This window comes from Paenibacillus sp. FSL H8-0122, assembly GCF_038005345.1.
Lineage (GTDB): Bacteria > Bacillota > Bacilli > Paenibacillales > Paenibacillaceae > Paenibacillus_AQ.
In genome coordinates, this window is record NZ_JBBOTB010000001.1 from 3,861,493 (window position 1) to 3,886,938 (window position 25,446).

Genomic DNA, 25,446 nt, shown 5'->3' on the forward strand with positions numbered 1-25,446 from the left:
TGCACCTGATTAATTCATTTAGCCAACTTCTACCGATATCAGGTGCACTTCTGCACCTGATTTACTCATTTAGCCAACTTCTACGGATATCAGGTGCACTTGTGCGCCTGATTCGCTCATTTAGCCGACTTCTGCTGATATCTGGTGCACTTGTGCTCCTCGTTACTCTAATACCATCCCTCTCATTTCCCCGTCCAGCCCACTTTTGGCTGCACCAAAGGGATTTATCCCTCTCATTTCCCCATTCAGCCCACTTTTGGCTGCATCAATGGGATTAATCCCTTTCATTTCCCCATCCAGTCCACTTTTGGCTGCATCAATGGGATTTATCCCTCTCATTTCCCCGTCCAGCCGACTTTTGGCTGCACCAAAGGGATTTATCCCTTTCATTTCCCCATTCAGCCGACTTTTGGCTGCAACCAAAGGGATTTATCCCTTTCATTTCCCCGTCCAGCCCACTTTTGGCTGCACCAAAGGGATTTATCCCTCTCATTTCCCCATTCAGCCGACTTTTGGCTGCAACCAAAGGGATTTATCCCTTTCATTTCCCCGTCCAGCCCACTTTTGGCTGCACCAAAGGGATTTATCCCTCTCATTTCCCCGTCCAGCCACTTTTGGCTGCACCAAAGGGATTTATCCCTCTCTTTTCCCCATCCAGCCCACTTTTGGCTGCATCAAAGGGATTTATCCCTTTCTTTTGCCCGTCCAGCCAACTTTTGGCTGCACCAAAGGGATTTATCCCTTTCATTTACTCCCCTCAACGAACAATCGCTCCCCCGGACGATGGAGGCAACGCCATCCATCCCGAAGGAGCGATTTTCTTATACCTTTTCCTATCCATTTACCCCCCAACCACATCCGCACGGTATTCCTGCGGCGTGGTTCCGGTCCACTTTTTGAAGACCCGCGTGAAGGATTGCGGGGTGACGTAGCCGATCCGCGAGCCGACCTCGGCGACCTTCAGCTCCCCTCTGCGCAGCAGCTCCTTGGCCTGGCGGACGCGCAGCTCCTCGATATACTCGGACAGATTGATTCCCCGTTCCTGCTTGAACAAACGGGACAGATAGGAGGGATTGAAGTGGATCACATCGGCCAGACGGACCAGCGACAGGTCCTGGTCGAGATTCTCTTCTATATATAGGCAGATCCGGTCGATAACACCCGCCGCCCGCTTCTGCTCGCCGCTCCTGCGGACAGAGAACAGATTCCCGGCGGTGTCCTCCAGATAGCGGAAGGCTTCTCCCCATGTCCGGTGGACCTCAAGCTGCATCAGCCCGCTTGCCCCGATCTCCTGGTCCGCTTCCCATCTGTTGGTATACGACATGAGCATCAGAGCAATGGTGTAATACAGCTCAGTCAGATAAGGATTGCCCCGCGCGCATTCCTGCCCCGCCGGTTCAGCCATCTCCCCGAACAGCCGTAGGAATTCCTCCTTCCGGCCCGCCTCCAGATGCGCAGCCAGCGTCTCCACCTTGCCCTGCATGAACCGGTCACGCACGGTATCCGGCGCCGCCGCTTCATTCAGCTGCACCTTCTGCACCATCCGCTCTCCGTCTCCTGCCCGGTAATGCTGAACCTGCCTCGCTTTATCGTATACTACCTGAAGCCTGGACCAGGTACACTCCTCCGCACTGAGCGTGATGGCCATCCCGACCTCCAGCGATTCCCTGCACGACTGCTGAATCAGCTCGAAGGTGCCTTCCAGAAATTTAATCATCTGCTCCAAATCTTCCGGCTGCGAAGCCTCTCCCGTCCTGCCCGGCTGAATCAGCCAGATCAGGTCACCGTACCGGTCGATAACCCCAAGGCTGACCGTCCGCTCCTTCAGCAGCTTCTCCGACAGGAACTTGACCGCAAGCGCCGTCTCCCGGCGATCCATATAGGTGCGCGAGGATTCAGGATCACTGATGCTGCCAAGTGCGATCAGCACCGGCCGCGAAGCATCCAACGGAATGTTCAGACGGACGAAGTCCCCGGCCATATCCTGATCCGCCTTGACGCTGTGAATGAGATGGCGGAAATAATCGCCCTGTGCCAAGGTCTCCAGCGTATTCAGCTGCTCCTTGGATTCACGGATCAAATCATTCACCTGCATGGTGTCGTTCAATTCCTGCAGCGCACGCATCACCGCTTCAATCAGCTTCGGATAACCTTCATTCTTGAGCACATACTGGACGCCCGGAGCCTGAATTGCCTGGTAGACATAATTGAAGTCGCTGTGTCCGGTCAGGAAGACGATTTTGCATTGCGGCCAGCTCCGGCGGATATGCTCCATCAGCTCCAGCCCGTCCATCTCGGGCATGCAGATATCAGACAGGACAATATCCACCCGGGTCCGGTGCAGCAGATTTAGCGCTTCACGGCCCGAGTAGGCCTTGTAGATGTCCAGCTCAAGCGCCATTTTGCCGAAAATTACCGCCAGTCCATCTGTGATAATCTCTTCATCATCAACGATAAGCATCCTGTACATCAGCATTCTCACCTCCAGCTCTAAGCAGGATGGTTACCCTTAGTCCGCCCAGCTCACTCCGGTCCGCCAGCAAGCCGCTCTCTTCCCCGAAGGTTATGCGGATGCGCCGGTGAATATTCACTAGGCCGGTTGTCTCCGCCTGCTCCTGATAGACATGAAGGGACTCTCTCAATTGCTCCAGTGTGTCATCACTCAGCCGGTCCCCGTTGTCCTCCACAATGATGCGGATACATGCATCCTCCTGCTCAAAACGCACAATGATCAGGCCCTCCATGGCCTTCTTTTCCAGGCTGTGCTTGAACGCGTTCTCAATAATCGGCTGCACAATCAGCCGCGGAACGGGCACCTTCTTCAGCTCCTCCGACAAGGCATCGAACCGGACCCCAATTCTGCGGGAGAAGCGCATGGCCTGAATCTCTGTATACATCCTTGCATGGTGAAGCTCCTGCTCCAATGACACCAGATCGGAAGCGTTCCGGGTGACAAACTGGAAGTATTCCCCTAGCATCGTAGTAAGCTGTTCGATCCGCTCGGTATCGCCGGTCTTCGCCATTGTGTTCAGAATGAAGAAGCTGTTATACAGAAAATGCGGGTTAATCTGTGATTGCAGCTGCTTCAGCTCTGCCCGCTGGGCCATAATCTTCTGCTTGTACACCTGGTCGATCAGGGAGTGCAGATTGCTCACCATCTGGTTGAAGCGGCTGTACAGATAACGGAATTCATCCTTCGACTCATGCTGGATATGAATGTCCAGATCGCCCTGCTCCATTCTCCGGAAGCTCTTCACCAGCGTCAGCATCGGCTTATGAATGAACTTGTAGGTCGACAGTGCAAAAGCAATGATGATAGCAAGCGCAGCCACGGCAAACACCCAGGCCCAGGTATAGAATTTGCTCAGCGGATTCTTGATAATAGCCTCCGGGATGATCCGGTAGATGGACAAGCCCAGCTCCTGTGAGCCGGTCTGGACGATATAATAAGGCGCACCTGCGATCCTCAGCCTCTCCCCGGAGGCCACCGCGCGGATATCCCGGGCATACTGGGACGGTTCCGCCTGCGCCAGCCCGCCGGTCATGCTGTAGAGCGCGAATCTCGCACTATCGGAGAGCAGCAGCGTTCCACTGCCGGGATACGTATTGAATTGGCCCAGTGCTGCCCGCAGCTCCTGGGTGTCCAGCTCAATCTCGACCGTCAGCAGCGGCTCCGCCCCCTTGATGCCCCGCTGCTTCATCGCACTAAGGTACAGGCCGCCATCCCACTCAATCACCTGGGAACGGCGGTCCCCGAAGACCGAGCGGATCTCGCGGAAGCGCTTCAGTTCGATCTCACGCACGCCGCCGACTGATGAGATGGTCCGGCCTATAGTCATGATATGAACCCTGACGTCCTTGATATACGTGCTGCTGTTCTGCACGATGAACAGCCGCTTCATCAGCGAGTTCAGATTCTCCGTGCGGTCAATGGTCGGCAGCGTCTCCCAGGTCAGAGCCAGCTTGTTCAGATCCTCATCCTCCAGCAGACTGTATTGCAGCAGCTTCATCCGCTCGATCTCATTCTCCATATCATTTAAGTAGAAGACGGTCTGCGCGCTGGCCGAGCTTCGGATGTCGCTGCTGGCCGTTTGCACAATCCACTGATACAGATAAGCGGCGAACACAAGAATAGGCAGCATAATGAGCAGAAAGGTCACAATCAGCCGCAGAAATATTGTATTGCGCAGTGAGTAATCCTTTTTGAACAACAATCCCAGGCCCCCAGCAATCATTTTCACCATTATAGCCTGAATCCGGGGAGAGCCGCAGTCTTATGCATAACTTCCGGGAGGTTAACCTTTGACACTGCCGAGTACAATCCCCTTCACGAAATATTTCTGCAGGAACGGATAGGCCAGAATAATCGGCAGGGAGCCGAGGAAGATCTGGGAAGACTTCAGGGTCCGGTCCGAGATCAGCGCCAGATCAAGCATAGCATCACGCGACATATTCGACAGGTTCTGCTGGATCACTATCGTCTGAATATAACTCTGCAGCGGATAGTTGGCCGGATTCCCCATGAGCAGCAGGCCGTCGAACCAGCTGTTCCAGTGTTCCACCATCGAGAACAAGGCCAGTGTAGCCAGCGCCGGCTTGGAGATCGGCACGAAGATGGACCAGACCGTCCGGAAGTGGCCCGCCCCGTCAATCAGCGCCGCCTCTTCCAGCTCCTTCGGAATCTCCCGGAAGAAGTTAAGCAGCAGCACCACACTGAACACAGGAACTGCGCCGGGCAGCACCAGCGCCCAGATGGAATCCAGCAGGCCGTACTCCTTGAGCGTGGTATACCAGGGGATCAGCCCGCCGTTGAACAGCATCGTGACGAAGAAGGCCCAGGCATAGACGCTGCGGAACCGCAGAGCGTGTGATTCCTTGGATAACGGGTAGGCCACGAGGATCGTCAGCAACAGGTTCAGCGGCGTCCCAATTCCGATCCGGGTCAGCGATACAAGCATCGACTGCCAGAATTCTGTGCGGCTCATCGTATACATATACGAGGCGAATGTGAAATCTACCGGCCAGAGCCTGACATACCCTGCGGAGGCGGCCGCGCTGGAGCTGAAGGACACCGCTATAATATGAATGAGCGGGAGGATACAGAGCAGTGAGACCAGAATGAGAAAGGTGGCGTTCAGCATCGATATCCCGTCGAACTTTTTTGAACGGTGAACAGTAGTTATGTCTGTCTGTTTAGGCGTAAGCGGTTGCTGCAAGGGAGCTCCCTCCTCTAAAAAATCCGGTATTTGGCGAAACGGTAAGCCAGGAAATACGAGCTGGAAATTAAGGTAAGCGATATGATCGATTTAAAGAAGCCGACGGCAGTCGCTACGCCGTACTGTGCGTCCAGCAGACCGATCCGGTAAACGAAGGTATCCAGGATATCCCCGCTCTCATAGACCTGCGGACTGTACAGATTAAAGACCTGATCGAAGCCCGCGTTCAGCAGTTGACCCAGACTGAGTACCGATAGCAGGACGATGACCATGCGTATGCCCGGAATGGTAATATGCCAGGTCTTGTGCCAGCGGTTCGCACCGTCAATGGTAGCTGCTTCATAGAGTCCGGGATCAATCCCCGTTATAGCCGCCAGGTATACAATCGTGCCGTAGCCGAAGTTCTTCCACACATCCGAAGCAATCAGCGTGAAGGGGAACCAGTCATTGTCGCCGAGGAAGAATATCTTGGAGACACCGAACCATCCGAGGAATTCATTCACAATCCCGCCCGATGGAGACAGAATATCAATCAAGATGCCGCCAAGCACGACCCAGGACAAGAAATACGGCAGATAGATCGCTGTCTGTACGGAACGCTTGATTACATTACTGGCCAGCTCGTTCAGCAGAATCGCGAACACCAGCGGAATAATCAGGCCCAGAATCAGCTTGAGACTTGAAATAAACAGCGTATTCCACAGCACCTGTGTGAAGCTTGGCAGGTTCATCACATATTCGAAGTTATCAAGGCCCACCCACTTCTGATCCCCGAACAAGCCCTTGGCAGGGATGAATTTCTGGAACGCGATCATGACACCGGCCATGGGGACGTAGGAGAACAGAATGATCATCACCAGTCCCGGCAAAAGCATCAAATGAAGCGGCAGTTCTTTTCGCAGTTTTGTTCTCATCGTTATCCTCCACATCTGCAGGCAAGAATGGAATGGAGGAAGAAAAGGTCGTTTTCTTCCTCCAGGGGCGCCTTATTTCTTAGTCGCTGCGTACCATTCGTTGACCTCTTGCGTAATTTGATCGCCGCCCAGCTTCTTCCAGTCCTTCACGAACTGGTCGAACTTATCGATAGGATCACCCAGAATGATTTTGACAAACATTTCATTCTGCTGCTTCTCAAGCGTTGTCTTGCGCTCGACCATGGTCGGAGTCGGAGCGCCGACGAATTTCTCCTGCAGGAACTGGTCATTCTTGATATACTGGTCAGCTATGCCCATGGAGCCCTGCTCTCCATAGATCCGCTCCCAGCCCCACAGGGAGAAGCCCTCCGTTGAACCTGAAGCATAGGACTCCAGCTTCTCCTGGATCGTCTTGGCTTCACCCTTCAGTGTAGAGAAGTCACCGGCCTTGCGGGCAGAATCAATCTCACGGAACGCATCTACATTCTTCGTGACCGGATACGGCGTAACCGGAGACAGCTGCCAGACACTTTCCGCTTCCGGCGGTGCATAGTACTTATCAAATTCGGCCGTCTCGCCCCAGTTCTTCTCCACATGCAGGTTGAACAATTTGATCACCGCTTCCGGGTGGGCGGCGCCCTTCTTAACCGCGAAGAAGCGGGTCGTGCTGAATTTCAGCGGCACCTTCGGCGTGTCGCCCGATTCCGAGACAATCGGGAAGGCCTGCCACTGCGCCTTGGGATCATTGTCACGGTTAAGCTGCAGCGGCCAGATGGAATTCCACTGCTCGCCGTACTCCATCCCAATCTTGCCGGCCGAGATCAGCTCAGAGACCTTGCCGCCGTCCTTCACGCCGAACTCCTGATCCAGCTGCCCCTTCTTGGCCATATCCTGCAACACCTGAAGCGCTTTCTTCACTTCCGGCTGAATGCTGCCGTAGACCAGCTTGCCGGTTCCGTCATCCAGCCAGATGTTCGGATAGGCATTATACCCGGCCATGAAGCCTTCCAGTCCCATCGCCCCGCCCCACAGATCCTTGGTAATGCCAAGGCCGTAGGTATCCTTCTTCCCGTTTCCGTCGGGGTCCTTATCAGAGAACGCTTCAGAGATCGCCAGGACATCCGCCATCGTCTTCGGCGGCTGCATACCGAGCTTCTCCAGCCAGTCTGTCCGAATCCAGATATACATCGAGCGTTCAATGGAGGATTCCAGGCTCGGGATAGCCATCAGCTTGCCGTCGAAGGTCGCGGCATCGAATACACTCGTGCCTTCTCCCGACAGCACCTTCTTGGTGAACGGGGAAGCATACTTTTCATATAAAGCTGTCATATCCTCAAGCTGGTCTGAATCGGCCAACTGCTTGAGCTGGGTGGCGTTGACCGGCGTTACATCCGGCAGATCCCCGGAGGCCAGGGTGACATTGATTTTCTGCAAGTATTGATCCGAGGTCTGGCTGCCCTTCACAATCCAGTTATATTTGATCTTGATGCCGAGCTGATCCTCATACAGCTTGGTCCAGCGGTTGTTATCAATCGTCTCATCCTTCAATACGCCAAGCACGTTATTCTCTACCACATCGCTCAGATCTCTGACGAACGATAGCTCAATCGGAGGATCGTATTTGCCGAGCGGACTCTCATCAACAGCTGCGCTTGGCTTCGGATCATTACCGGCTGCTGCGTCCTTGCCGCCGTTACCGGATTCCAGCTTGCCCGAGCAAGCGGACAACAGCAGTGCAGACAACAGCAGGATGGATGTACTCTTCAGTCGGCCCAGACCATTTCTTGTACCTGTGTTCATAGTCAACCCCCAGTTCAATGTTTGTGGTCATTATTTGGTTACGCTTTCATTATGGGGGAGACACCTATTTATTGACAACGCTCACATTTTTACTTCACTTATCCGGCATTGACAAAAACACAAAAAAACCATGCTATAATTAAGCATGTTTGCCGGGAGGAGAACCGAAATGGCCCTTATACACTATGTCGAGTGCAATACGACACACGCTTCGAATTTCGTTGTAGATGTTCCCGCCGGTGCGCATTGGCTCCTGGTCATTACCAAGACTCCGGCGCTATTCTGGGTGCATGGCGGACTCAAGCAATACCCTGCGCACAGCGTAGTTCTCTACCAGCCGCAGCAGAAGGTCTATTATCAGGCCTGCGCCGGCCAGTTCATCAATGACTGGATTCGTTTTGAATCAAGTGAGCCTTATGTCACGGAATCACCGCTTCCCTTAGGTATCCCCTTTGCGCTTAGCGACCCTGACTATTGCCAAAAGCTGCTTGAGCTGCTGGCCACCGAGCATCATATGGGCGGCGACTGTAAGTCCTCTTCCATCGATCTGCTCCTGCGCGCGCTGTTCAACAAGCTGTGGGAATCCTATTTCCAGGACAATATTACCCCGCAATATTACAAGCTGCTGAAGCTGCGCACGTCCATTCAGACCAATCCCGGGGAGTACTGGACCGTAGCCAGAATGGCCGGTGTGCTGGAGATCAGTTCAGGCTATCTTCAGAATATCTACAAAAAAACCTTCGGATTCTCCTGTATGGAGGATGTCATTAACAGCCGCATCCGCATGGCCAAGGAATACCTCATCCACAGCACAGAGAGCACCGCTGATATCGCAGCACGGTGCGGCTATCCGAATGTGGAGCATTTCTGCCGGCAATTCAAGCAGGTGACCGGATATACTCCGCGAAATTACCAGCGGCAGGCCAATACCGGGGCTTCGCCGCCATAACTCCAGAGCCTGTCGGGAATTTCGGCCGTTACGCAGACCAGATCATAATACTTGCCGACACACGGCCGCCAGCACTTGGCCAGCACCGGTGCGAACTCGTGATCTTGCAGCACACCTTGCCCGTGGATGTCAAAGACCCTCTCCGCCCGGAGAGGGTCTAATTGAAAGGATTGTTAATCGCTACTGATTAGAAGCCGAGGCTTCATCACTCTTCACACAATCAATGGCGACCACAATCGCGATGATGATCGCCTCCAGCTCCTCATTCAACACCTCAACACTGTAGCTGTCGCCCCAGGTGAACCACTTCTTGCTCACTTCCCCTACGACCGTCCCGCGCTGCAAGACCTGGAAATCCATATCCCACCAGTTCCCGTGCACCTCAATATCCGCCGAATCTATCGAATAGCGCGCCTTGAAGAACGACAGCTCCTTCTTAATGGTGAGCACCTCACGGCCATCCGCTTCCACGAAGAACTTGGGCAGGAAGCTGAACACCTTCTTCGTAATCTGTGCAACTTCCCTTCCGTCTGCATTCATAATCGAGAAGGTCTTTGGAATCCGCATGAAGCTGCCCTCTACGTAATACACATCCTGTTCCCGCTCATCCTTCACCGTGAACTTCTCGCCTATGCTGAATATCTTTTGCTTGATGTAGAGCTGTTTCATGGTGTGTCCTCCGCTATAGTAGTTTGGTAATGTCATTCATCAGTTTCATTTTATCCATGTTTCCCAAACATGTTCCACATTCCCCAGACCGATACTCTATTCATTTTGGAGATCGCCTCCACAATCGGAATGTCCATGGGGCAAACTTCCTGGCAGGCAAGAGATTTGGAACAGCCATCATATACTCTTTGGGTATATTGTTTTTTATAGGCTTTGTCCTCACTTAATAAGGTCAGATTAGTCATCGACATCGCGGAGGACATTCCAGTAAATAATTCACCCAGGCTATAATTGGGGCAGACCTCCAGACAACTCCCGCACATCAGGCATTGGGACACTTCATATTGCAGCGTTAAATTGGCGGTTCTAACCTTTGCCGGCTCTTCCAGCCATAGCTTCATGTCCTTCATCACTTCAAACATTTGACTCCGGTCCACTGCCAAATCGCTTATGACAGGGAATTTACTTAGGGGATGAATCGTAATTTCATTGTTCTCTTGTACCAGATCATCGCAAAATAATTGGCAGGACAGTACCGGCTTCTCATTAACCACCATTGCACATGCTCCGCACAGTCCCTGTTCACAGCTGCAGTCCCAGCGGATCGGCCGTTCTCCCTCATCCCTTTCGAGCATTTCACTATTCAGATTATTAATTAGAGTCCCTATGGATACATGTAATTCACCCGAGTATTCAAAATTCTGCCAGTATGCTTCCTTCGTTGCATCTTCCTGCCGCTTGATATTAATCCTGATACTCATAGTACTGCCTCTTTTCTTAATTAAACTCAATGCAGATACTATTATTCAGAAATACTGCATTCGTAGATTTCTTGAATTGTTTATCATTTTTTTCGCTATAATCGATTCTCTGATGTGCCCCCCGGCTCTCTTTTCTGGCCAATGCCGACTCGACCATTCCCCTTGCCAATAAAATATTGGCTGATAAAGTTTTGTATTCATAAAAATGATGATGATACCATGACTCCGCGCTGTCGTTGTTCATTTCCTCCAGCCTTTTTTTCGCTTCAAGCAGCTGTCTCTCTTTTCTATATATACCCATGGCGCCGTACATAAGCTCTGATAATTCTTGTTTGATCTGAAAATAGCCTTTTATAGAAGTGTTCGCCCTCTTCTCCCAATGCTGCAGCTCCTGATTTGCTGTCTCCAGATGCTGTTCACCTATTTTGTCTGCGGCAGCAGTATCCATTGGGCCGACCCTTAGAGAGCTTTCGGCTGCAACCCATCCTCCACAAATCGCGCCTAATAGCGAATTCCCGCCCAGTCTGTTTGCCCCATGATATTGAGCGGAGCATTCTCCTGCGGCAAAAAGTCTCGCCAGATTCGTTGTATGATTCTTATCCGTCTTGATTCCCCCCATAAAGTAATGAATCCCTGGAGCAACCGGAATGGGTTCCTTATACGGGTTGACCTTTAAGAATTTCGAACAGATGCTGACAACTTCGTCTAACTGTACATCAATAATTTCCGGGGACAGATGAGAGACATCCAAATAAACCTCCTGGCTCCCGTTAATGCCCAGCTTCATCTCATTACATACTTTATAGATACTCTGACTCACCACATCACGCGGCATTAATGCCCCATATCCCGGAAACCACTCCTCCATGAAGTACCAGGGCTGCCCCTCTCTAATGACGTACAATCTTCCTCCGACGCCACGTGCAGCCTCCGTAATCAGCATACGTTTGGAAGGGGTATGTACTGTTGTAGGATGATATTGAATCATCTCCAGATTGGAAAATTCGACCCCTTGTTCAAGCAGCATTCCTGCGGCATAGCCATCATTTAATCTGGAGCCGGTAGTTTTTCCGAAAACGCCATTCGGCCCTCCGACGGCCATAATCACTGCATCGGCAACCAGGCTTTTCAATTCGTTCGTGTTTTCGTGCAGCAGAACAGCACCCGCACATTCCTGGCCCTCTATTAATAGGGAGTGGAATCTCCAGCCCGTCAGCCGCTTGATTTGGCCAGCAGCTTCATATTTCCGGCATTTAGCTATAATAGCTGTGGCAATTTGTTTACCGGTACGCGCACCCGCGTAGGCAGTACGTTTCTTTTTTTGTCCGCCGAAATTCCGTAAATCCACTCTGCCCTTCTCATCCCGGGTGAAATTCACACCGATTTCTTCAAGCCAGCGGATGATCTCCGGAGCCCTCCGTACCAGATTAGCCACGGCTTCAGGGTCATTAAGATCACTGCCTCCCCGCATGGTATCCTCAAAATGCTCATCGATCGAATCATCTTCTTGTTTGGTATTCAGGGCAGCATTAATTCCGCCCATGGCCATTACAGACTGCGCTCTCTCTGAATACGCCGGTGACACCAAGGTAACAGCTGCTCCTTCTTCCACAAGCTTCAGCGCTGCCGTCATTCCGGCCAGGCCGCTGCCCATTACAAGTATATTCTTCATCCGAATGCTGACACTCCTCTCTCTCCCTCAGACAGCAGCCTCACCCGGCGGTCTATGCTGCCCAAAACATAATTTGGGACCCCATATACATCACCAGCACCAAGGCTAAGAAGACATAGGTCCCTCTGATGAAGAGCGGGTAATGCTCCCGTTTTTTAATGACTCCCATGGATATAAAGAGTTTGGGCACACTGATGGCCATATGCAGACCTACAGTTAAGAGAAACAAAAACTCTGCTGAAACATAAATAATATTAAACATAGTCCCGTCTATCCGTTTACTTAATTCAATCACCAGGATATGCACCAATAAAAATATCCCTGTGAAAATACCCGTTGCGGACTGGATTACAGTGCCCATATTGAGCTGCGGATATTGCTTGGCTTGTTTATCCCTTTGGCGATTTTTCACCATCAGGAAGATCGCGGAAAGCATATGGACGGACATGACAATGGACAGAATTCCGCCGATGGTCATATGAATATATCCATACGGCATGATTCCTGCGTAATAGATACAGGCCACTATAAGATGTATCAAAAAAAACAAAGTGCTTAATGCTCCGGAAATCGCAACTATTTTCTTCATGCCAGGGACTCCTTACCAGATTTTATCCATTAACTTTCACTCTTAATATAGGCTACAAGGTCATGAAGTGATATTTTTTCCATATGGATCTGATCAGGTGTGCTTACACAAACGGCAAGCCTGTAATTATCCTGCAGCAAGTAACGGTTAAAATAAACTGTATGGTCTTCTTGGGAGCAGAGCTGTACGGATTCTCCGTTAATCATGAAATAAAATGAGTTCAGCGGCTTACTCAGCCCGACGCCCAAAAACTTAATATAACTTTCTTTTAACGTCCAGAAATCATACAGCGAATGAACCTGCTCTCCTATTTCCCGAGAAATGATATCCTCATATTCTTTGACATGGAAGAAGCGTTTAGCAATATCCAAGTCAATGTCCCGGATTTCTTCAATATCTATGCCAATATCCTCAGTATCCATTCCGCAGACTACATACTTTCCAGAATGAGATATATTGTAAAATACCTCATTCTGATCCTTTACATAAGGTTTTCCGTATGAATTTTTGTCAAATTCAATGTCTTTCATCGTAACTCCGGTTTTCTTGGCGATCATGAATCTGGCCAGCACTTCCCCGTACAAGCTTCTTTTCCGGTCTGCCTCAAACCTGAATTTGTGTAAGGCTTCCCTTTTGTCTGAAGCACATGTGCCCATTAACGTCTGATAATCATCAGCACTTATGGGGTCTTCGATATTAATATAATAGAGTTCTGCCATAGTTATATTCCTATCCTTGTCTAGTTGAATTCGTTGCCACTTTAGGAGAGACTTCTGAATTTCTTTTCCCGCTTGCTGGTTATGATGACCGATATGGCTAGAATCACCGCTGCCATGCCGCCAAGTAAAAACGCCTTGCCAGCTATATCCCCCAAGGTTAAACCTTGCTGTAAATCCAGAATACTTCCCATAGCCCATCTAGCCGGTGAAATATAGGAAATGGCATTGATTAATTTAGGAAACAGTTCCACCTGAATAAAGCAGCCGCCCAGAATAACAATCAGCAGGTTCGCAAAATTGGAAATCATGGAAGCAGCATCCGCCTCTTCCGTAATGGAAACATAGAATGTCCCCAAGGAGACCGCCACCATAGCCGTCAGGAAAAGAATTAAGAACAGCACACCGGGCTCCACGCCAATGGAGGTATTCGTGAAGTATTCCATGCTGAGGATTGCGGCCAGAATTTGAAAGGCGGTGATGACCAGATTGCAGAGTACATTGGACAGATAATACATCCATACTTTGGCCGGAGAGAGGAAGATTCTGGAGTAAATATTGCGCTCCCTGTCAATATTAATTACATTCGCTATGGCCGAGGAATTGAAGAAAATAAACAAGATCAAAAAACCGACAAAGATATTGGAGTTGTTGTACTCCGTATACAAATCGTTAAGAGAGGTTTTCTCCACAAACTCAGAGCTGGCGATATAATTGCCTACCGCATTCTCGAATACAGCTGCATCCCCCCCTGAAATCTTGCCCAAGTTGCGTAAATTCAACAAATGATTTTTGAGGATAGCCTGAAGCAACGTATATACGTTTTGCTCTTCGTTTCCTTTCACCACAAGCTGATCGATAGAATTATTTAACAACCCATCCTGGAATCCGCTGTGGATGACCAAAGCTGTATTTATTTTATTACTTTGAAAATTGGCCTCCACTTCATTCTCATTCATCTTGAAGACCTTGATGCCCTCCAGGCCGTCAACAATTTGGGTGATGGCTTCCGAGGCCCGGGTTTGATCTCCATCCACAATACCCACGTTAACAAAGGTTGTCGAGTAACTGACCATTTTACTGGCAATGATTAAGACGATAATCGGAGTGATGGTCATTAACAGAAAAGAAATCGGTTTATGCATTATCGTAATTCTTAAGTTATTTTTTATTAATGCATAAAATGTTCTCATGCTCTTAATTCCTCCTTCTTTTCTTTGGCAACAACGATAAATAGACTGACGAATATTAAAAGGAGAAATATGGAAGAGCTTACCCATATCATTTGGTTGTCATGCGCGTAGGTACTTTTTAAAATACCAATATTCACCCATCGTAACGGGGAGACCAGCAAGACTTTGCCGAATACGCCGTCCATATCGTAAGGAAATGGTGTATACGATCCCCCGAGAAAGGAGAAAATCGGCAGGATAATCACAGAAAGAATCACATCCACTTTGCCGCGCGCTTTTAATAATTGGGCCACTAACATGCCTAGAGCTACATTGAAGATGGCAAATAAAACAATATACAGGTACATGAATAAAGAATAATTGCCCCAGTTTACGTCCAAGTAGGTTATTGAGAAAATAAAGGCTGGAATAAATACCACAAAGGCAAAAATAGAGTACGCGGCCAAGGAAGCGAGATAATACTTCACTCTGCTAAGTCCTGTAAGTAAAATTCTCTCTTTGATTTTGGTTCTTTTGTCCGTAAATAAATCCCCAATGGGAATCAGCATCATATACATCACCATAAGCGTTAATTCCACCACCCCATAGTAATCATAGGAGCTCATGGCACTTTTGGAGGGAATCAGTTCTACAGGCACTTCATACGTGGCATTATCCGCACCAATCAGTTCAATCGCTTTTTCCCCGTCAATTTTATAGGCTTCCTTAACCGTCTGGATGCTGCTGGCCACGCTGCGGAATAAGGCTACCACTCTGGCCGTATTTAACGGCTCCGATTCATTTCCGTAGACCAGGATCTTCTCCTTATCCAGGTGCACGAATACTTTTTTGTTCACCCGTGCCTCTTTTTTGCCTTCTTTCTCTGAGCCGGTGTAGCCCATTTTTATCCCGTAATCTTTTTCAATGGATACAGAGGCTGTGGTTAAGGCATCAATAACCTCGGCTGCCATTCCCTCCGATTGATTGAGCAATGCAACATCAACCATGGTCAGGTTTGATTTGTCAGAGAAGGCTCCGGTCAGAATCGAACCGATCAGAATCATTAAAAAGATAGGGAATATCATCAAGAATAATAACCACTTTGGATTTCTGATTTGATTTTTAATGATTTTCTTTATGATCTGAAACATATGATCTTCCTTTCCTCTAGACTCTATGGTCAGTCGCGTAACTTGCGCCCTGTCAATGTCAGGAATACGGTTTCCAAAGTAACATCAGTGGTGCCGATACTTCTGATTTTCACATTTTTGCTGGTTACGTATGCAATAATTGCATTCAAATTATCATTTTCTTTTAACGACTCCACCTGGATCAGGTTGTCATTGATTTCCACATTAACCACGCCATCAATATGGGAGATTGCTTCCTTATCCAGTTCAAGGGCATCATCCACAGTTAACTGCAGAGATTTCTTATCACTGATCAGATCTGTTAATTCTTTCTTTGTCCCCGAAGCAATGACCTGGCCTTTGTCAATAATGGCTATGCGATTACAGATCGCTTCAACTTCCTCCATATAATGTGTTGTGTAGACAATCGTCACGCCTTTCTCATTTAACCGCTGGACAGACTTCAGGATGTGGTTTCTGGACTGCGGATCAATCCCGACCGTTGGCTCATCCATAATAAGAATCTGTGGTTGATGGACCAAAGCAGTGGCAATATTCAATCGTCTTAACATCCCGCCGGAGAAGGTCTTTGCTTTTTTACGTTTGACATCGGACAGGCCTGTGAATTCCAAGGCTTCATCGATTCCATTCTCCAATTCTTTCCCTTTCAGTCCATACAGCTCACCAAAGAACTTAACGTTCTCATACGCAGTGAAATTATCATACAGGGCAATGTTTTGCGGGACAAAGCCAAGCTTTCTTTTCTCATCCTCTACCTTATTTCCGAATAGCCTGATGTTCCCCGATGTCGCATGAAGCAGGCCGCATACCAGATTAATCGTGGTACTCTTGCCGGCTCCATTCGGGCCTAACAGACCAAACACCTCACCTTTTTCAATGGACAGATTGAGTCCGTTTACTGCGGTATAGTCACCAAATTTTTTGACCAGGTTATCGATTTGAATCACATTCATCTTTCATCCTCCACTCTTTTTAAATGGCAAGCCGGTGTTATAGTGCTTCTCTTTGAGCTTGATCCGTAAGCCTATTCCCTATATCCATTAATTTATTGCGCAGATGGAACAGAAGCATATTGGGATTATCCATAAAATAAAAATGGTTCCCCTGAAAGAGGGTGAGTGCGTATTTTTGGGTGGTGTATTTCTTCCATCCCTCTAGTTCTTTCTTAGTAGCAATGCTATCGCGGTTCCCGCCATAGATATCAAATGACACCGGGACGGCTTGCGCACTCTCAGGATTATACGTTTCACACATTTTCATATCTTTTCTAAAGGTAGGCAGGATTAATTCCAGAAACTCTCTGTTCTCACTGAAAGCGTCCGGGATTCCGCCAAGACTGATGATTCTATCCATAAATTCAGCGTTGCTTTTCAGATATAATTTGTCATTGCCGTCTTCTGTCAGACTCTCGGTGAACTTGTTCATATAGTTGGGTGCTTTCATGCTTGATATAATTACATATTCCGGTAAAGGAAGCCCCTGTTTATATATTTTTTGCGTCAGCTCATAGGAGACCAGACCTCCCATGCTATGCCCGAACAACACGTACGGCACATCAGTGTACTCTTTCATTTCCTGGAGTAATAGATCTGTAAGTATATCCATATTATCAATGGCCGGCTCCGTTATTCTGGCCCCTCTGCCCGGCAGCCTGACCAAGCAGGTCTCCACATCCCGCGGCATCTGCTCTTCCCAGTGCAAAAAGGTTGAAACATCTCCACCGGCAGGAGGGAACAAAAACAAACGTAATCTGATTTCGGACTTTTCAGCGCTTCTTTTGAAAAAAAACCATGGTTTAACCTCTTGTTTCATGTTATCCTCCACTCTTCTCATTAAGCTGCAAAATTCAGATAGGTGTTAAGGGTGTGAAATACCCCAAAGGTAATGGCGACCCCTACTCCCAAATGATCCCCCAGCCATTTCTCTGCTAAAGCGAAATACACAGACGGGAAGATGGACATCCCCATGAATACGAAAAAAGTCCCGCTGATCAAGGTATAGTCCATCCCGCCCGCAAAATAACGAATCCATAAAGCGTAATAGAGCAGTAAAAATACGGCCATTCCAAACACATATTTGCTTTGCAATGACGGAGAGCTTTTGTTTACGCGAAATATTAATACAAGCATTAATAATATTTGGCTCGAACGTTCAATATAACTAAGGATTTCATACCTGTTGTCGAAGGCCGCCCCTGTTCCGGCAGTTCCGTTTACCGCAAATGCGTAAAATAACAGATTAGGAAGCAATACCAGCAAAAGAATAATCAGGCCCTTGAGAGAAAAGCCGAGCCTGTTTTTAGTTAAGGTTGGTTTCATCGTTTATGCCGCGCTCTTTTTTTGCTCCAGCAGGGTGGTAATGCTTTTTTCGAACATCGCTTTATTCTTTCTCATATCAAAGAACATCCAGATGTGATACACAGCTCCCATAATTCCGCCGAGAAGAGCCGTAATCTGCATAACGGTCATCTGACCGCCATCGAAATAAATGATCGTATCCGTCATCGCAAAAACCATGGTGATGATCAAATCCAGTCCGACGATAATGCCCAAAATGTTGAGCTTGGAGGAGAAAACCTGATTTCTTTTGCCCAACAGCGAAGTCACCAGATACCATAATCCAAAGCCGCCAAACATCCAGATAAAGTCAGGGTCGAGCGGGAAAGCTGCTACTTCCAAGGCTACCCGGTACATTTCATTGCCTGTGGAATACAAAGTCATAACCTTCATAATAAATATTTCTCTCATCCACTCCAGGGACAGCAAGCCCGCGCCGCCATAACCAACAATGGTTACCCATTTGTAAAAGCCTTCCCATTCATAGCTTTTGGATCTCACTGTTGACACTGCCGTCGATATCCAGTAGATGGACAAGAAGCCGATCGCTACGAAGATATATCTCCATAAATGCGGAATAAACGGATGAGCGGCAATTTGCTCATAGAATTCCGTTCCTCTGTATTTCTCCGCCGGATCAATAGGCATCAGAATGCCTATTCCCATATAGAGCAAGCCTATGAGCAGAGAGACCCACATCCCGCTAGTGTACAGGCTCATTTTCTTTGCTGTAATTACATCCAATCTTTCCTTCATCATGTTTTCCTCCTATAAAATCATATAATTGTAAACTTCTCTGATCCTTCACTTGACCTCAACGGGTAATTCAAAATACTTTGTCTTCACAAAGTAATCCAAATACCGGTTGAACACCTCCTCTCCTACCTCCGGGCAAGTGATCGCAGTTTCACTCAAGCCTTTGGTAACATTGGTAATGTCATAGGTTATTTCCACATCCCATTCCCCCATATCTTCCGGAATGAACGGCAGCATAGCCTTGGTCGTATTCAGATAAGGATTCCCGGCAACTCTGTCCACCAACTCATCCTTCCACTGCTCATACGGCATTTTTTCAACCTTGAACCCGTACGAATTCATCCAGGTATACACCTGATGCAGTGTATTCATTTTACTGGCGACAATATGGAAGTTCTTGTTGGTTGATCCTGCTTGAGTGGACAAGGCTACAATAGACTTGCTGACATAATCCACAGGAATGAATTCTATATTCACATTCTCCTCGAACAATACCCCTGCCTCTACACAGCTTTTGATCATAAGCCACATGATATCTCTGGTCTGACATGCCCCTGTGGTGCTGGAGCCGGAGATTCTGCCGACACGGTAGATACTCACCGGAATGCCTCTGTCTTTGGCCAGCGCCATAATTCTCTCACCGACCCACTTGCTTTGCTGATATCCCAGTACAAGCACCTCGTTATCGGACGGAACGGTATCTTCATAAGCGATATAGCCGTTTTCGTGCGAGAGCGTAGAGAATACATAGTGAGTTGATACGTAATGTACCTGCTTCAACTTATGAGTGGATGCCAGACGTAAAATCTCCTGAACTCCCTGTACGTTTACATCTTTAATCTTGTTATACGGCTCCATGAAATTAGTGATAGCGCCCGCATGATAGATAGCATCGACTCGGGCTGCCAATTCGTTGAAATCCTGCAGCTGTAGGCCGAGTAAAGGTCTGGCAAGATCACCCGTGCAGACTTCCATTCTGCTGCTGTAAGCTTCGTCCCATAAATGGTACATTTCCATATTAGCCACAACTCTGTCGTAGCCGCTCTGCACACTGTCCGCACGGACCAGCAGCACGATATGATAATCTGTCATAGCGATAAGCTCCTGCAGCAGAAATGCCCCAAGGAATCCTGTCACACCGGTCAAAAGGACGTTATGGACCCGGGTATGATCCCACGCTTGAAGTTCCTTTGCTCCGGTAATTCCCTCGTCCAGCCACACCTCGTTTTTCAAGAATTCCCGGGTCCTATAGCGGAAATTACTTACGGCGGATTCATTGATATCCTGTTTATTTTGCTCGCTTTTGACCGCTTCAATATACATCGCCATTTGCTCAATGGACGAGCTGTCGAAGAAGATCCGCACCGGCAGCATAATATCAAAGGCATTCTTGAACTTTACAATGAGCTGGGCCGCCATGATGGAGGTTCCGCCAAGTTCGAAAAAGTTATCCAAAACTCCCACTTTGTCAACGTTAAGAATATCTGCCCACAAGCCGGCGATTTTTTGCTCCGTTTCCGTTCTCGGCTGCATATATTCAACCTTAACGCCTGTTCTTGTTTTCATTTTCGAATCCGCAATCGCCCTCATTATTTCTTCAATAGACTTTGTATGACTAACCAGATCGTTAATTTGATCTTTTTCGGCTTCATCCAGCTTATTCCATCTATTGAAAATGAACTGGTAGGGGTCGAAGCTGCGGTCTGCCTTGTGCGGTTCGTCTGGAGTATCTGCTACTTTGTCTGCTTTGTTAGGATGGAGTGCTTCATTCGCATAATCCACGAGCTTTTCACAAGAAATTGTCAGGGCTTCACCTGAGTGAACACGCTTCAAGTCCGTGCGGGTAATCCTGGCCAGAAACTGAGCCGCACTCTCATTCCTGCCGCTGGATTGATAGTGGAACACTATAGAGTCACACTGATGTTCTCTAATTCTATGGGCTAATTCCTTCATTAAATGATATTCAACATTTTTACCGAGCACCCGGCAATTTAAGAGCAGAGCGTCAACCTTGAAGCTCTTCTTATCAACTGTCCCAATGATGGTACCGGCCGTACCATAATCTCCAAATCTGTCTTGTACCTTTACGGAATAAATCAATTGATTATCCCCGTTAAGCGCTCCGATGATTTCTTCCTGCGTCCATAGTAACCCTGTCAGGTTGAAGTCTTTGGTATTATGGAGGATATGCTCGATCTTCTCGGCCTGCAGCTCATTGATTTCCCGCAGAGTGACTTCCAGCTGGATGGATTGAAGGAATTCCTCCAGACTGTATTCCTCTGTGCTGTCTGCCAAGACATCTTCGCCATGGCTGTAATGGGAAGCTTCAGCGGATATATAATCCAGAATCCCCGAGGCCTCTACGCTCTGCATCCAAAGTGTAGAATCCTCCGGCAGCAGCAGCTGGCGGATTCCGTTCAGGTACAGCTCTTTCGTATCCAGTACAATGAATTGATCCAGTGAAACGCCATGTTCTCTATGTATTTGCAGGATTGCTTCTGTTATCGATTCACACTCACAGCTCATATACTTACATTCTTGCTTGGTGAGGATGAGATCTTCCCTGTCCAATATGGCATTCAATTGCCCTGGAGCGGATCTGGAACACAGCATGATTTCATTTCCCCAGCTTACAAGTTCCTGCAGATAGCTCTGAAATAAAAGGTAGGAATCATCCGTAACCACTCTTTGCTCATCCAATTCATGAAGAACTGCGTGTCCTTCTTGTTCCTCTTGCTCACACAATAGGACATCCGCATCAAATACAAGGATATTGCGCTTATTTCTCAGATCCAGCTTGATGAGCCGGCTAATCTGTCTTGCAGCCTCTTTGTAGATGCTATTCACATAAGGAGCTTTGGCAAAAGCATACATGCCCATGTGATAGCTCTGATCTGCGCCGTATCTGCGGATCAGCTCTTCCCCGTCTGCCAGGTATATGCCTTCAACCACTCTAAGCTTATCTATCATCAACTTTCGCAGCATCATGGAAGTTTCCATTGCACCGTACATAATTTGCAGGTCACCGGCTCCCAGAGGCCTATTCTCATAGACAGGGGGGAGCATAAAAATCAGCTTGCAGCGGAGTGCCGCCTTGGCATGCAGAACGGCCTCGATCAACATCGACAGATCAGCCTTGCATGAATTAAAGCTCTCTTTCCGATAGAAATCTTTCCGGCCTATAATATCTTCCAACCGGGTCCAGATGACTAAATAATCCGGTTTCTTCTGAAATAATAAGCTGTCCGGGTCCATGCAATGGGAAATAATCTGATTATAGGGTCCGGTTTCAACGTTGAACGGAAGCCCGAGTTCCTTAAGATCTTCTTCAAGATAGTCTTCCAGTAAATCAGCAGTGAAGCTGGACAATACATAAATATTGCGCGGCATGTCACTCACTATATCCTCCTCCTTCACTCTCCGCTTCCGGGCTCACACCTTACACATTGATCTCAAAATGTTCAATCTTGCTCTTCAGCCGCGCCAAAAATTCGACCGCATAGAATCCGTTCACTACACGATGATCGTACGCCAGGCCAAGATTGATATAGCTTCTTTCTGCCACTGTCCCGTCAATCAGGACCAATTCCTTCATTACCGCACCCACGGAAATCATCCCGGTCTGTCCCGGCAGAATGATGGGAATGACGCTGACAACATCGGCGCTTGTATTCAGACTAATCGTTATCGTTCCGTCCATCAGATCCGTTTCAGCAAAACTGCTTCTTAATGCTTTATATTTATATTCCATCATTATTTCTGCAGTATGCTCAATCCTTCCAGCGTGTTCAGCTTTAATTACCGGAATGTAGAGACCTGTCCCCACATCGATCGTCACACCGACGTTGACTTCAGCAGCAGGAATAAATGTATCTTCATCCTTCAGCTTTCCGTACATTAACGGGAATTCATCCTTGATCGATACCAGCAGCACCGGTAATACTTCTCCAAACCCCACAATGACCTCAAGCTGCTCACTGATTTCCCGCATTCCGGTTAGAGCTTCATCACAATATACTTTCATTAATAAAAATGCGTTTGGAATATTCGTATGCGATTCGGCTACTGTTTTAGAGACCTGTTTTTGATTCTTACTCAAGGGAATCCGGGCCTCATCCCCGTCGATTCTTTGCTTCAGCAGCTCTTCCAAGTCACTTAATTTAATCAATTTCTTATTTAAGGCTGACAGCTCCTGCTGCGAAAATTGGTGCAATGCGGCAAACGCTTCTGCCTGATTGGAAAGTTTGTAATTGGCCGTGCTGTCTGCGGTGGCACTGCCCACGGATAATTCCTTGTATGTATTCATTTCTTGGAGGGACTCAAAAACAAAGGCAATAACCTCGCCGGTCCTCACATCGGTGTGTTCTTTAGCCGCAGGATAAAAATAGCCGTCTGCTTCACATTCGACATCAATAGCTGCCTTGGAGGTCTCCAAGGTGGTAATTAGATCACCGGAATGAATGAATTCGCCCTCAGCGCAATAATAGTTCTGGATCAAACAGCTGTTATCATTCGCATTTAACTGTGGAACAACAATTGGTCTCATACCCGCCTCCGTCACCCTTCTTTAGCGATTTTCATCAGCTTCAGTACACTTTCATAAATGTCTTGTTCCCCTACCAGCACCTGGCTTTCATAATACATGGATGCGGGAATAATGCTGTCAGAAGAACTTAAGAGCTCAATGGCTCCATCCTTCTGCTTATTGAGATATGGATATAATTTGACCGCTATTCCTTCGCCCCAGGTATGCCCGCTGGTCCCCTCTTCCACAATGAGAATCTTGCCGGCTGCAACCGCATCTTCAACAATGGCCTCGATTCCGCAGGGATACAGCTTGGAAGGTACCGCTACCTTAACTTCAATTTCATCCGCCATAATCAGCTTTTCAGCCACTTTCATGCACATGGAAGCCAAGCCTCCGGGGCAAAGGATAAGAACATCCGGTACACTGTTTTCTTCTATACTGGCGACTGCCCAGTTCTCATGGTCACCTTTAAAGGAATAGTTGAAAAGTTCATCGATCACGCCATTTTCATACCTGTACTGGGAATATATTATTTTTTCTTCAAAAAAAATACAAGGATTTTTCTCACTCAACATCCGGTTAAACACATCATAATTATCATGAAAAGGAGACAGCTCATACACGCTTAGATTAGGGATGCCCATGAAGTATTTTTGCATGCTTTGGCTGTGTGTGGGTCCGTACCCCCTGTAACCGCCATTCGCACATCTGACAATCATGCTGAGATCCAGCTTGTCCCCGTACATGGTTACGGACTTGGATGCAAAATTGAGCAGAGGATCAAATGACAATGTAGTGAAATCCGAAAACATCATATCCACGATCGGTTTGTGGCCCATGATTGCCATTCCGCTTGCCATGTTGACAAATCCCTCTTCACTTATCGGCGTGCCAATCACTCTGTCCGGATAATCATCAGATAATCCCTTGTTGATTTTGAAGGCACCCCCATAAGGCTCACGTACATCTTCCCCGATTACAACGACTGCCTCGTCCTCACACATCAGCTGATGAATGGCATGTCTCAAATTCTCATTTATTTTTTCTTTTTTCATAGTCCGCCCATTCTGCTCCCTCTCTGTGTATGACAAGTTCCTGCAGCGTTTGCATTTGATTCCGGACAGCTTCTTCAAGCTTATCTACCCTTGCCTTATCGCTGGCTTTCATTTGGTTGTACCAGTAATTCTCCCTGACTCTTTCAAGCTCATCAGCACTTCTAGTGTCATCGCCTTTACTGTGGGACGCGACCCGATCTGTTATGAATTCAATGACCAGGGGTTTGGATTCCTTGCGGACACGGTGTATAGCGTCACGAGTTTGTTCTCTTATTTCATTAACAGCTTTGCTCTGGATGCACAGATAATCAAGATCGAACCCCCGCACCCGGCCTTCTATGCTTCCCGACATGCTGTAGCTTTGATGGGTTGATATCGCTATTCCATTGTTCTCTACAACGATGACCATCGGGAGATTCCAGATGCCGGCAAAGTTCAAGCTTTCGTACACGCAGCCCCTGCCAAAGGTTCCGTCTCCAATATAGACAAATACCAGATTATCTTGTTGCTTGTATTTATAACTCCAGGCGATGCCTGTGCCTACTGCTATGCCTTCGGCCTGAATCCCTGTAGATATAAAGCGGTCTCTGCGAATGTGCTGGCTTCCTCCGATTCCATTACATACGGCGCCTTGTTTGCCCATGACCTCTGCCAGCAAGCCCTCAGCATCCCCATATCTGGCAATATAATGCCCATGCCCCCGGTGATTGCTGATCACAAAGTCTTCTTCTTCAATGAACGGATTCAAAGCTACCGGGATATATTCTTGTCCCATGCAGGTATGAGTGGTCCCTGTGACATGTCCGCTGGAAAAAAGCCCGAGGATCGATAGCTCATATTGACGGATCAACAGCATTCTTTCCAGATCATGATCACTAGTGCTTCCCGCCAGAACCGCCTGCCCGGCAATGGCATTATTCAAAGATTCCATTGCTTACTCCTTTGCTCTTTAAGACCGTTATAAAGGCGGCAAGATTTTTCAAGCTTTTCACTTCCTTGAAGGTGAACTTGACCTTATAGGTATCTTCAATGGTTGTGATTAACTTGATATGCTTCAGGCTTGTCCATTCCGGAGCATTCTGCGGTGACAAGTCTTCGTGAATCGTTTCTTGGTCCGGGATGGCCAGAATATCCGCAACAATCTCTTTTAATGTCATAACTT

Annotated in this window: 24 protein-coding genes; 1 reads left to right on the forward strand and 23 read right to left on the reverse strand. The window is 48.0% G+C overall.

The genetic code is table 11. From position 1 onward, the window contains the following. Positions 1-162 precede the first annotated feature (162 nt). The 7 genes from NSS64_RS16860 to NSS64_RS16890 all read right to left on the reverse strand — a co-directional run bounded on the left by NSS64_RS16860 (position 163) and on the right by NSS64_RS16890 (position 7,930). Positions 163-423: a hypothetical protein gene (locus tag NSS64_RS16860; protein ID WP_341140877.1), complete on the reverse strand. Its 261-nt coding sequence runs from the start codon at positions 421-423 to the stop codon at positions 163-165. A gap of 169 nt (positions 424-592) precedes the next feature. Then, positions 593-748: a hypothetical protein gene (locus tag NSS64_RS16865; protein ID WP_341140878.1), complete on the reverse strand. Its 156-nt coding sequence runs from the start codon at positions 746-748 to the stop codon at positions 593-595. A gap of 93 nt (positions 749-841) precedes the next feature. Further along, the gene (locus tag NSS64_RS16870) at positions 842-2,470 is read right to left on the reverse strand and encodes a response regulator transcription factor (protein ID WP_341140879.1); all 1,629 of its coding nucleotides are present in this window, start codon (positions 2,468-2,470) and stop codon (positions 842-844) included. Further along, complete coding sequence (locus NSS64_RS16875; RefSeq protein ID WP_341140880.1) at positions 2,448-4,214, reverse strand: sensor histidine kinase; 1,767 nt, start codon at positions 4,212-4,214, stop codon at positions 2,448-2,450. Before NSS64_RS16875 ends, NSS64_RS16870 begins: the two co-directional genes overlap by 23 nt. Positions 4,215-4,295: 81 nt before the next feature. Next, complete coding sequence (locus tag NSS64_RS16880; protein ID WP_341142829.1) at positions 4,296-5,141, reverse strand: carbohydrate ABC transporter permease; 846 nt, start codon at positions 5,139-5,141, stop codon at positions 4,296-4,298. 89 nt (positions 5,142-5,230) lie between these two features. Continuing rightward, positions 5,231-6,130 carry an ABC transporter permease gene (locus NSS64_RS16885; RefSeq protein WP_340941791.1) on the reverse strand — a complete coding sequence of 300 codons (900 nt, stop codon included), beginning with the start codon at positions 6,128-6,130 and terminating at the stop codon, positions 5,231-5,233. A 72-nt stretch (positions 6,131-6,202) separates the two neighbouring features. Continuing rightward, positions 6,203-7,930 (reverse strand): extracellular solute-binding protein, encoded by a 1,728-nt coding sequence (locus NSS64_RS16890; RefSeq protein ID WP_341140881.1) that lies wholly within the window; start codon positions 7,928-7,930, stop codon positions 6,203-6,205. Between the two features lie 169 nt (positions 7,931-8,099). Here NSS64_RS16890 and NSS64_RS16895 point away from each other — a divergent pair, with 169 nt between their 5' ends. Further along, the gene (locus NSS64_RS16895; RefSeq protein ID WP_341140882.1) at positions 8,100-8,879 is read left to right on the forward strand and encodes a helix-turn-helix transcriptional regulator; all 780 of its coding nucleotides are present in this window, start codon (positions 8,100-8,102) and stop codon (positions 8,877-8,879) included. Between the two features lie 180 nt (positions 8,880-9,059). Here the strand turns inward: NSS64_RS16895 and NSS64_RS16900 are convergent, their stop codons facing one another. Genes NSS64_RS16900 through NSS64_RS16975 form a run of 16 tightly spaced genes read right to left on the reverse strand, consistent with a single transcriptional unit; the run spans position 9,060 to position 25,441 of the window. Continuing rightward, positions 9,060-9,548 (reverse strand): LURP-one-related/scramblase family protein, encoded by a 489-nt coding sequence (locus NSS64_RS16900; protein WP_341140883.1) that lies wholly within the window; start codon positions 9,546-9,548, stop codon positions 9,060-9,062. A 50-nt stretch (positions 9,549-9,598) separates the two neighbouring features. Then, the gene (locus NSS64_RS16905; protein ID WP_340941797.1) at positions 9,599-10,309 is read right to left on the reverse strand and encodes a 2Fe-2S iron-sulfur cluster-binding protein; all 711 of its coding nucleotides are present in this window, start codon (positions 10,307-10,309) and stop codon (positions 9,599-9,601) included. A 16-nt stretch (positions 10,310-10,325) separates the two neighbouring features. After that, positions 10,326-11,981 (reverse strand): FAD-dependent oxidoreductase, encoded by a 1,656-nt coding sequence (locus NSS64_RS16910; protein WP_341140884.1) that lies wholly within the window; start codon positions 11,979-11,981, stop codon positions 10,326-10,328. A 52-nt stretch (positions 11,982-12,033) separates the two neighbouring features. After that, positions 12,034-12,570, reverse strand: coding sequence for a hypothetical protein (locus NSS64_RS16915; RefSeq protein ID WP_340992299.1), 537 nt, complete (start codon positions 12,568-12,570; stop codon positions 12,034-12,036). A gap of 29 nt (positions 12,571-12,599) precedes the next feature. Further along, positions 12,600-13,289 (reverse strand): 4'-phosphopantetheinyl transferase family protein, encoded by a 690-nt coding sequence (locus NSS64_RS16920; RefSeq protein WP_341140885.1) that lies wholly within the window; start codon positions 13,287-13,289, stop codon positions 12,600-12,602. A gap of 41 nt (positions 13,290-13,330) precedes the next feature. Continuing rightward, positions 13,331-14,479 carry an ABC transporter permease gene (locus NSS64_RS16925; RefSeq protein ID WP_341140886.1) on the reverse strand — a complete coding sequence of 383 codons (1,149 nt, stop codon included), beginning with the start codon at positions 14,477-14,479 and terminating at the stop codon, positions 13,331-13,333. Further along, a complete protein-coding gene (locus NSS64_RS16930) occupies positions 14,476-15,609 on the reverse strand; it encodes an ABC transporter permease (RefSeq protein WP_341140887.1) in 1,134 nt (377 codons plus the stop codon). Before NSS64_RS16930 ends, NSS64_RS16925 begins: the two co-directional genes overlap by 4 nt. Before the next feature lie 29 nt (positions 15,610-15,638). Further along, on the reverse strand, positions 15,639-16,562 hold the full coding sequence (locus NSS64_RS16935; RefSeq protein WP_341140888.1) for an ABC transporter ATP-binding protein: 924 nt from the start codon (positions 16,560-16,562) through the stop codon (positions 15,639-15,641). 37 nt (positions 16,563-16,599) lie between these two features. Next, a complete protein-coding gene (locus NSS64_RS16940) occupies positions 16,600-17,421 on the reverse strand; it encodes a thioesterase II family protein (RefSeq protein ID WP_341140889.1) in 822 nt (273 codons plus the stop codon). Between the two features lie 20 nt (positions 17,422-17,441). After that, positions 17,442-17,927 (reverse strand): hypothetical protein, encoded by a 486-nt coding sequence (locus tag NSS64_RS16945; RefSeq protein ID WP_341140890.1) that lies wholly within the window; start codon positions 17,925-17,927, stop codon positions 17,442-17,444. Positions 17,928-17,930: 3 nt separating this feature from the next. Continuing rightward, positions 17,931-18,701 carry a hypothetical protein gene (locus NSS64_RS16950; RefSeq protein WP_076073539.1) on the reverse strand — a complete coding sequence of 257 codons (771 nt, stop codon included), beginning with the start codon at positions 18,699-18,701 and terminating at the stop codon, positions 17,931-17,933. A gap of 48 nt (positions 18,702-18,749) precedes the next feature. Beyond that, positions 18,750-22,091 (reverse strand): thioester reductase domain-containing protein, encoded by a 3,342-nt coding sequence (locus NSS64_RS16955; RefSeq protein WP_341142830.1) that lies wholly within the window; start codon positions 22,089-22,091, stop codon positions 18,750-18,752. Between the two features lie 49 nt (positions 22,092-22,140). Next, positions 22,141-23,247, reverse strand: a complete 1,107-nt coding sequence (locus tag NSS64_RS16960; protein ID WP_341140891.1) for a 2-oxo acid dehydrogenase subunit E2 — start codon at positions 23,245-23,247, stop codon at positions 22,141-22,143. Positions 23,248-23,258: 11 nt separating this feature from the next. Next, positions 23,259-24,284 carry an alpha-ketoacid dehydrogenase subunit beta gene (locus NSS64_RS16965; protein ID WP_340941813.1) on the reverse strand — a complete coding sequence of 342 codons (1,026 nt, stop codon included), beginning with the start codon at positions 24,282-24,284 and terminating at the stop codon, positions 23,259-23,261. Next, positions 24,262-25,215, reverse strand: coding sequence for a thiamine pyrophosphate-dependent dehydrogenase E1 component subunit alpha (locus NSS64_RS16970; RefSeq protein ID WP_341140892.1), 954 nt, complete (start codon positions 25,213-25,215; stop codon positions 24,262-24,264). The genes NSS64_RS16965 and NSS64_RS16970 overlap by 23 nt, the downstream gene beginning before the upstream one ends. Continuing rightward, on the reverse strand, positions 25,199-25,441 hold the full coding sequence (locus NSS64_RS16975) for an acyl carrier protein (RefSeq protein ID WP_341140893.1): 243 nt from the start codon (positions 25,439-25,441) through the stop codon (positions 25,199-25,201). The genes NSS64_RS16970 and NSS64_RS16975 overlap by 17 nt, the downstream gene beginning before the upstream one ends. Positions 25,442-25,446: the final 5 nt, after the last annotated feature.

What these genes read in the sequence shown, in the direction of transcription:
- NSS64_RS16885 (WP_340941791.1), bottom strand. Translation starts at nt 6,130, where the DNA reads ATGAGAACAAAACTGCGAAAAGAACTGCCGCTTCATTTGATGCTTTTG.
- NSS64_RS16910 (WP_341140884.1), bottom strand. Translation starts at nt 11,981, where the DNA reads ATGAAGAATATACTTGTAATGGGCAGCGGCCTGGCCGGAATGACGGCA.
- NSS64_RS16935 (WP_341140888.1), bottom strand. Translation starts at nt 16,562, where the DNA reads ATGAATGTGATTCAAATCGATAACCTGGTCAAAAAATTTGGTGACTAT.
- NSS64_RS16880 (WP_341142829.1), bottom strand. Translation starts at nt 5,141, where the DNA reads ATGCTGAACGCCACCTTTCTCATTCTGGTCTCACTGCTCTGTATCCTC.
- NSS64_RS16865 (WP_341140878.1), bottom strand. Translation starts at nt 748, where the DNA reads ATGAAAGGGATAAATCCCTTTGGTGCAGCCAAAAGTTGGCTGGACGGG.
- NSS64_RS16900 (WP_341140883.1), bottom strand. Translation starts at nt 9,548, where the DNA reads ATGAAACAGCTCTACATCAAGCAAAAGATATTCAGCATAGGCGAGAAG.
- NSS64_RS16945 (WP_341140890.1), bottom strand. Translation starts at nt 17,927, where the DNA reads ATGAAACCAACCTTAACTAAAAACAGGCTCGGCTTTTCTCTCAAGGGC.
- NSS64_RS16950 (WP_076073539.1), bottom strand. Translation starts at nt 18,701, where the DNA reads ATGAAGGAAAGATTGGATGTAATTACAGCAAAGAAAATGAGCCTGTAC.
- NSS64_RS16870 (WP_341140879.1), bottom strand. Translation starts at nt 2,470, where the DNA reads ATGTACAGGATGCTTATCGTTGATGATGAAGAGATTATCACAGATGGA.
- NSS64_RS16965 (WP_340941813.1), bottom strand. Translation starts at nt 24,284, where the DNA reads ATGAAAAAAGAAAAAATAAATGAGAATTTGAGACATGCCATTCATCAG.
- NSS64_RS16940 (WP_341140889.1), bottom strand. Translation starts at nt 17,421, where the DNA reads ATGAAACAAGAGGTTAAACCATGGTTTTTTTTCAAAAGAAGCGCTGAA.
- NSS64_RS16915 (WP_340992299.1), bottom strand. Translation starts at nt 12,570, where the DNA reads ATGAAGAAAATAGTTGCGATTTCCGGAGCATTAAGCACTTTGTTTTTT.
- NSS64_RS16895 (WP_341140882.1), top strand. Translation starts at nt 8,100, where the DNA reads ATGGCCCTTATACACTATGTCGAGTGCAATACGACACACGCTTCGAAT.
- NSS64_RS16890 (WP_341140881.1), bottom strand. Translation starts at nt 7,930, where the DNA reads ATGAACACAGGTACAAGAAATGGTCTGGGCCGACTGAAGAGTACATCC.
- NSS64_RS16955 (WP_341142830.1), bottom strand. Translation starts at nt 22,091, where the DNA reads ATGCCGCGCAATATTTATGTATTGTCCAGCTTCACTGCTGATTTACTG.
- NSS64_RS16970 (WP_341140892.1), bottom strand. Translation starts at nt 25,215, where the DNA reads ATGGAATCTTTGAATAATGCCATTGCCGGGCAGGCGGTTCTGGCGGGA.
- NSS64_RS16975 (WP_341140893.1), bottom strand. Translation starts at nt 25,441, where the DNA reads ATGACATTAAAAGAGATTGTTGCGGATATTCTGGCCATCCCGGACCAA.
- NSS64_RS16905 (WP_340941797.1), bottom strand. Translation starts at nt 10,309, where the DNA reads ATGAGTATCAGGATTAATATCAAGCGGCAGGAAGATGCAACGAAGGAA.
- NSS64_RS16925 (WP_341140886.1), bottom strand. Translation starts at nt 14,479, where the DNA reads ATGAGAACATTTTATGCATTAATAAAAAATAACTTAAGAATTACGATA.
- NSS64_RS16930 (WP_341140887.1), bottom strand. Translation starts at nt 15,609, where the DNA reads ATGTTTCAGATCATAAAGAAAATCATTAAAAATCAAATCAGAAATCCA.
- NSS64_RS16960 (WP_341140891.1), bottom strand. Translation starts at nt 23,247, where the DNA reads ATGAGACCAATTGTTGTTCCACAGTTAAATGCGAATGATAACAGCTGT.
- NSS64_RS16920 (WP_341140885.1), bottom strand. Translation starts at nt 13,289, where the DNA reads ATGGCAGAACTCTATTATATTAATATCGAAGACCCCATAAGTGCTGAT.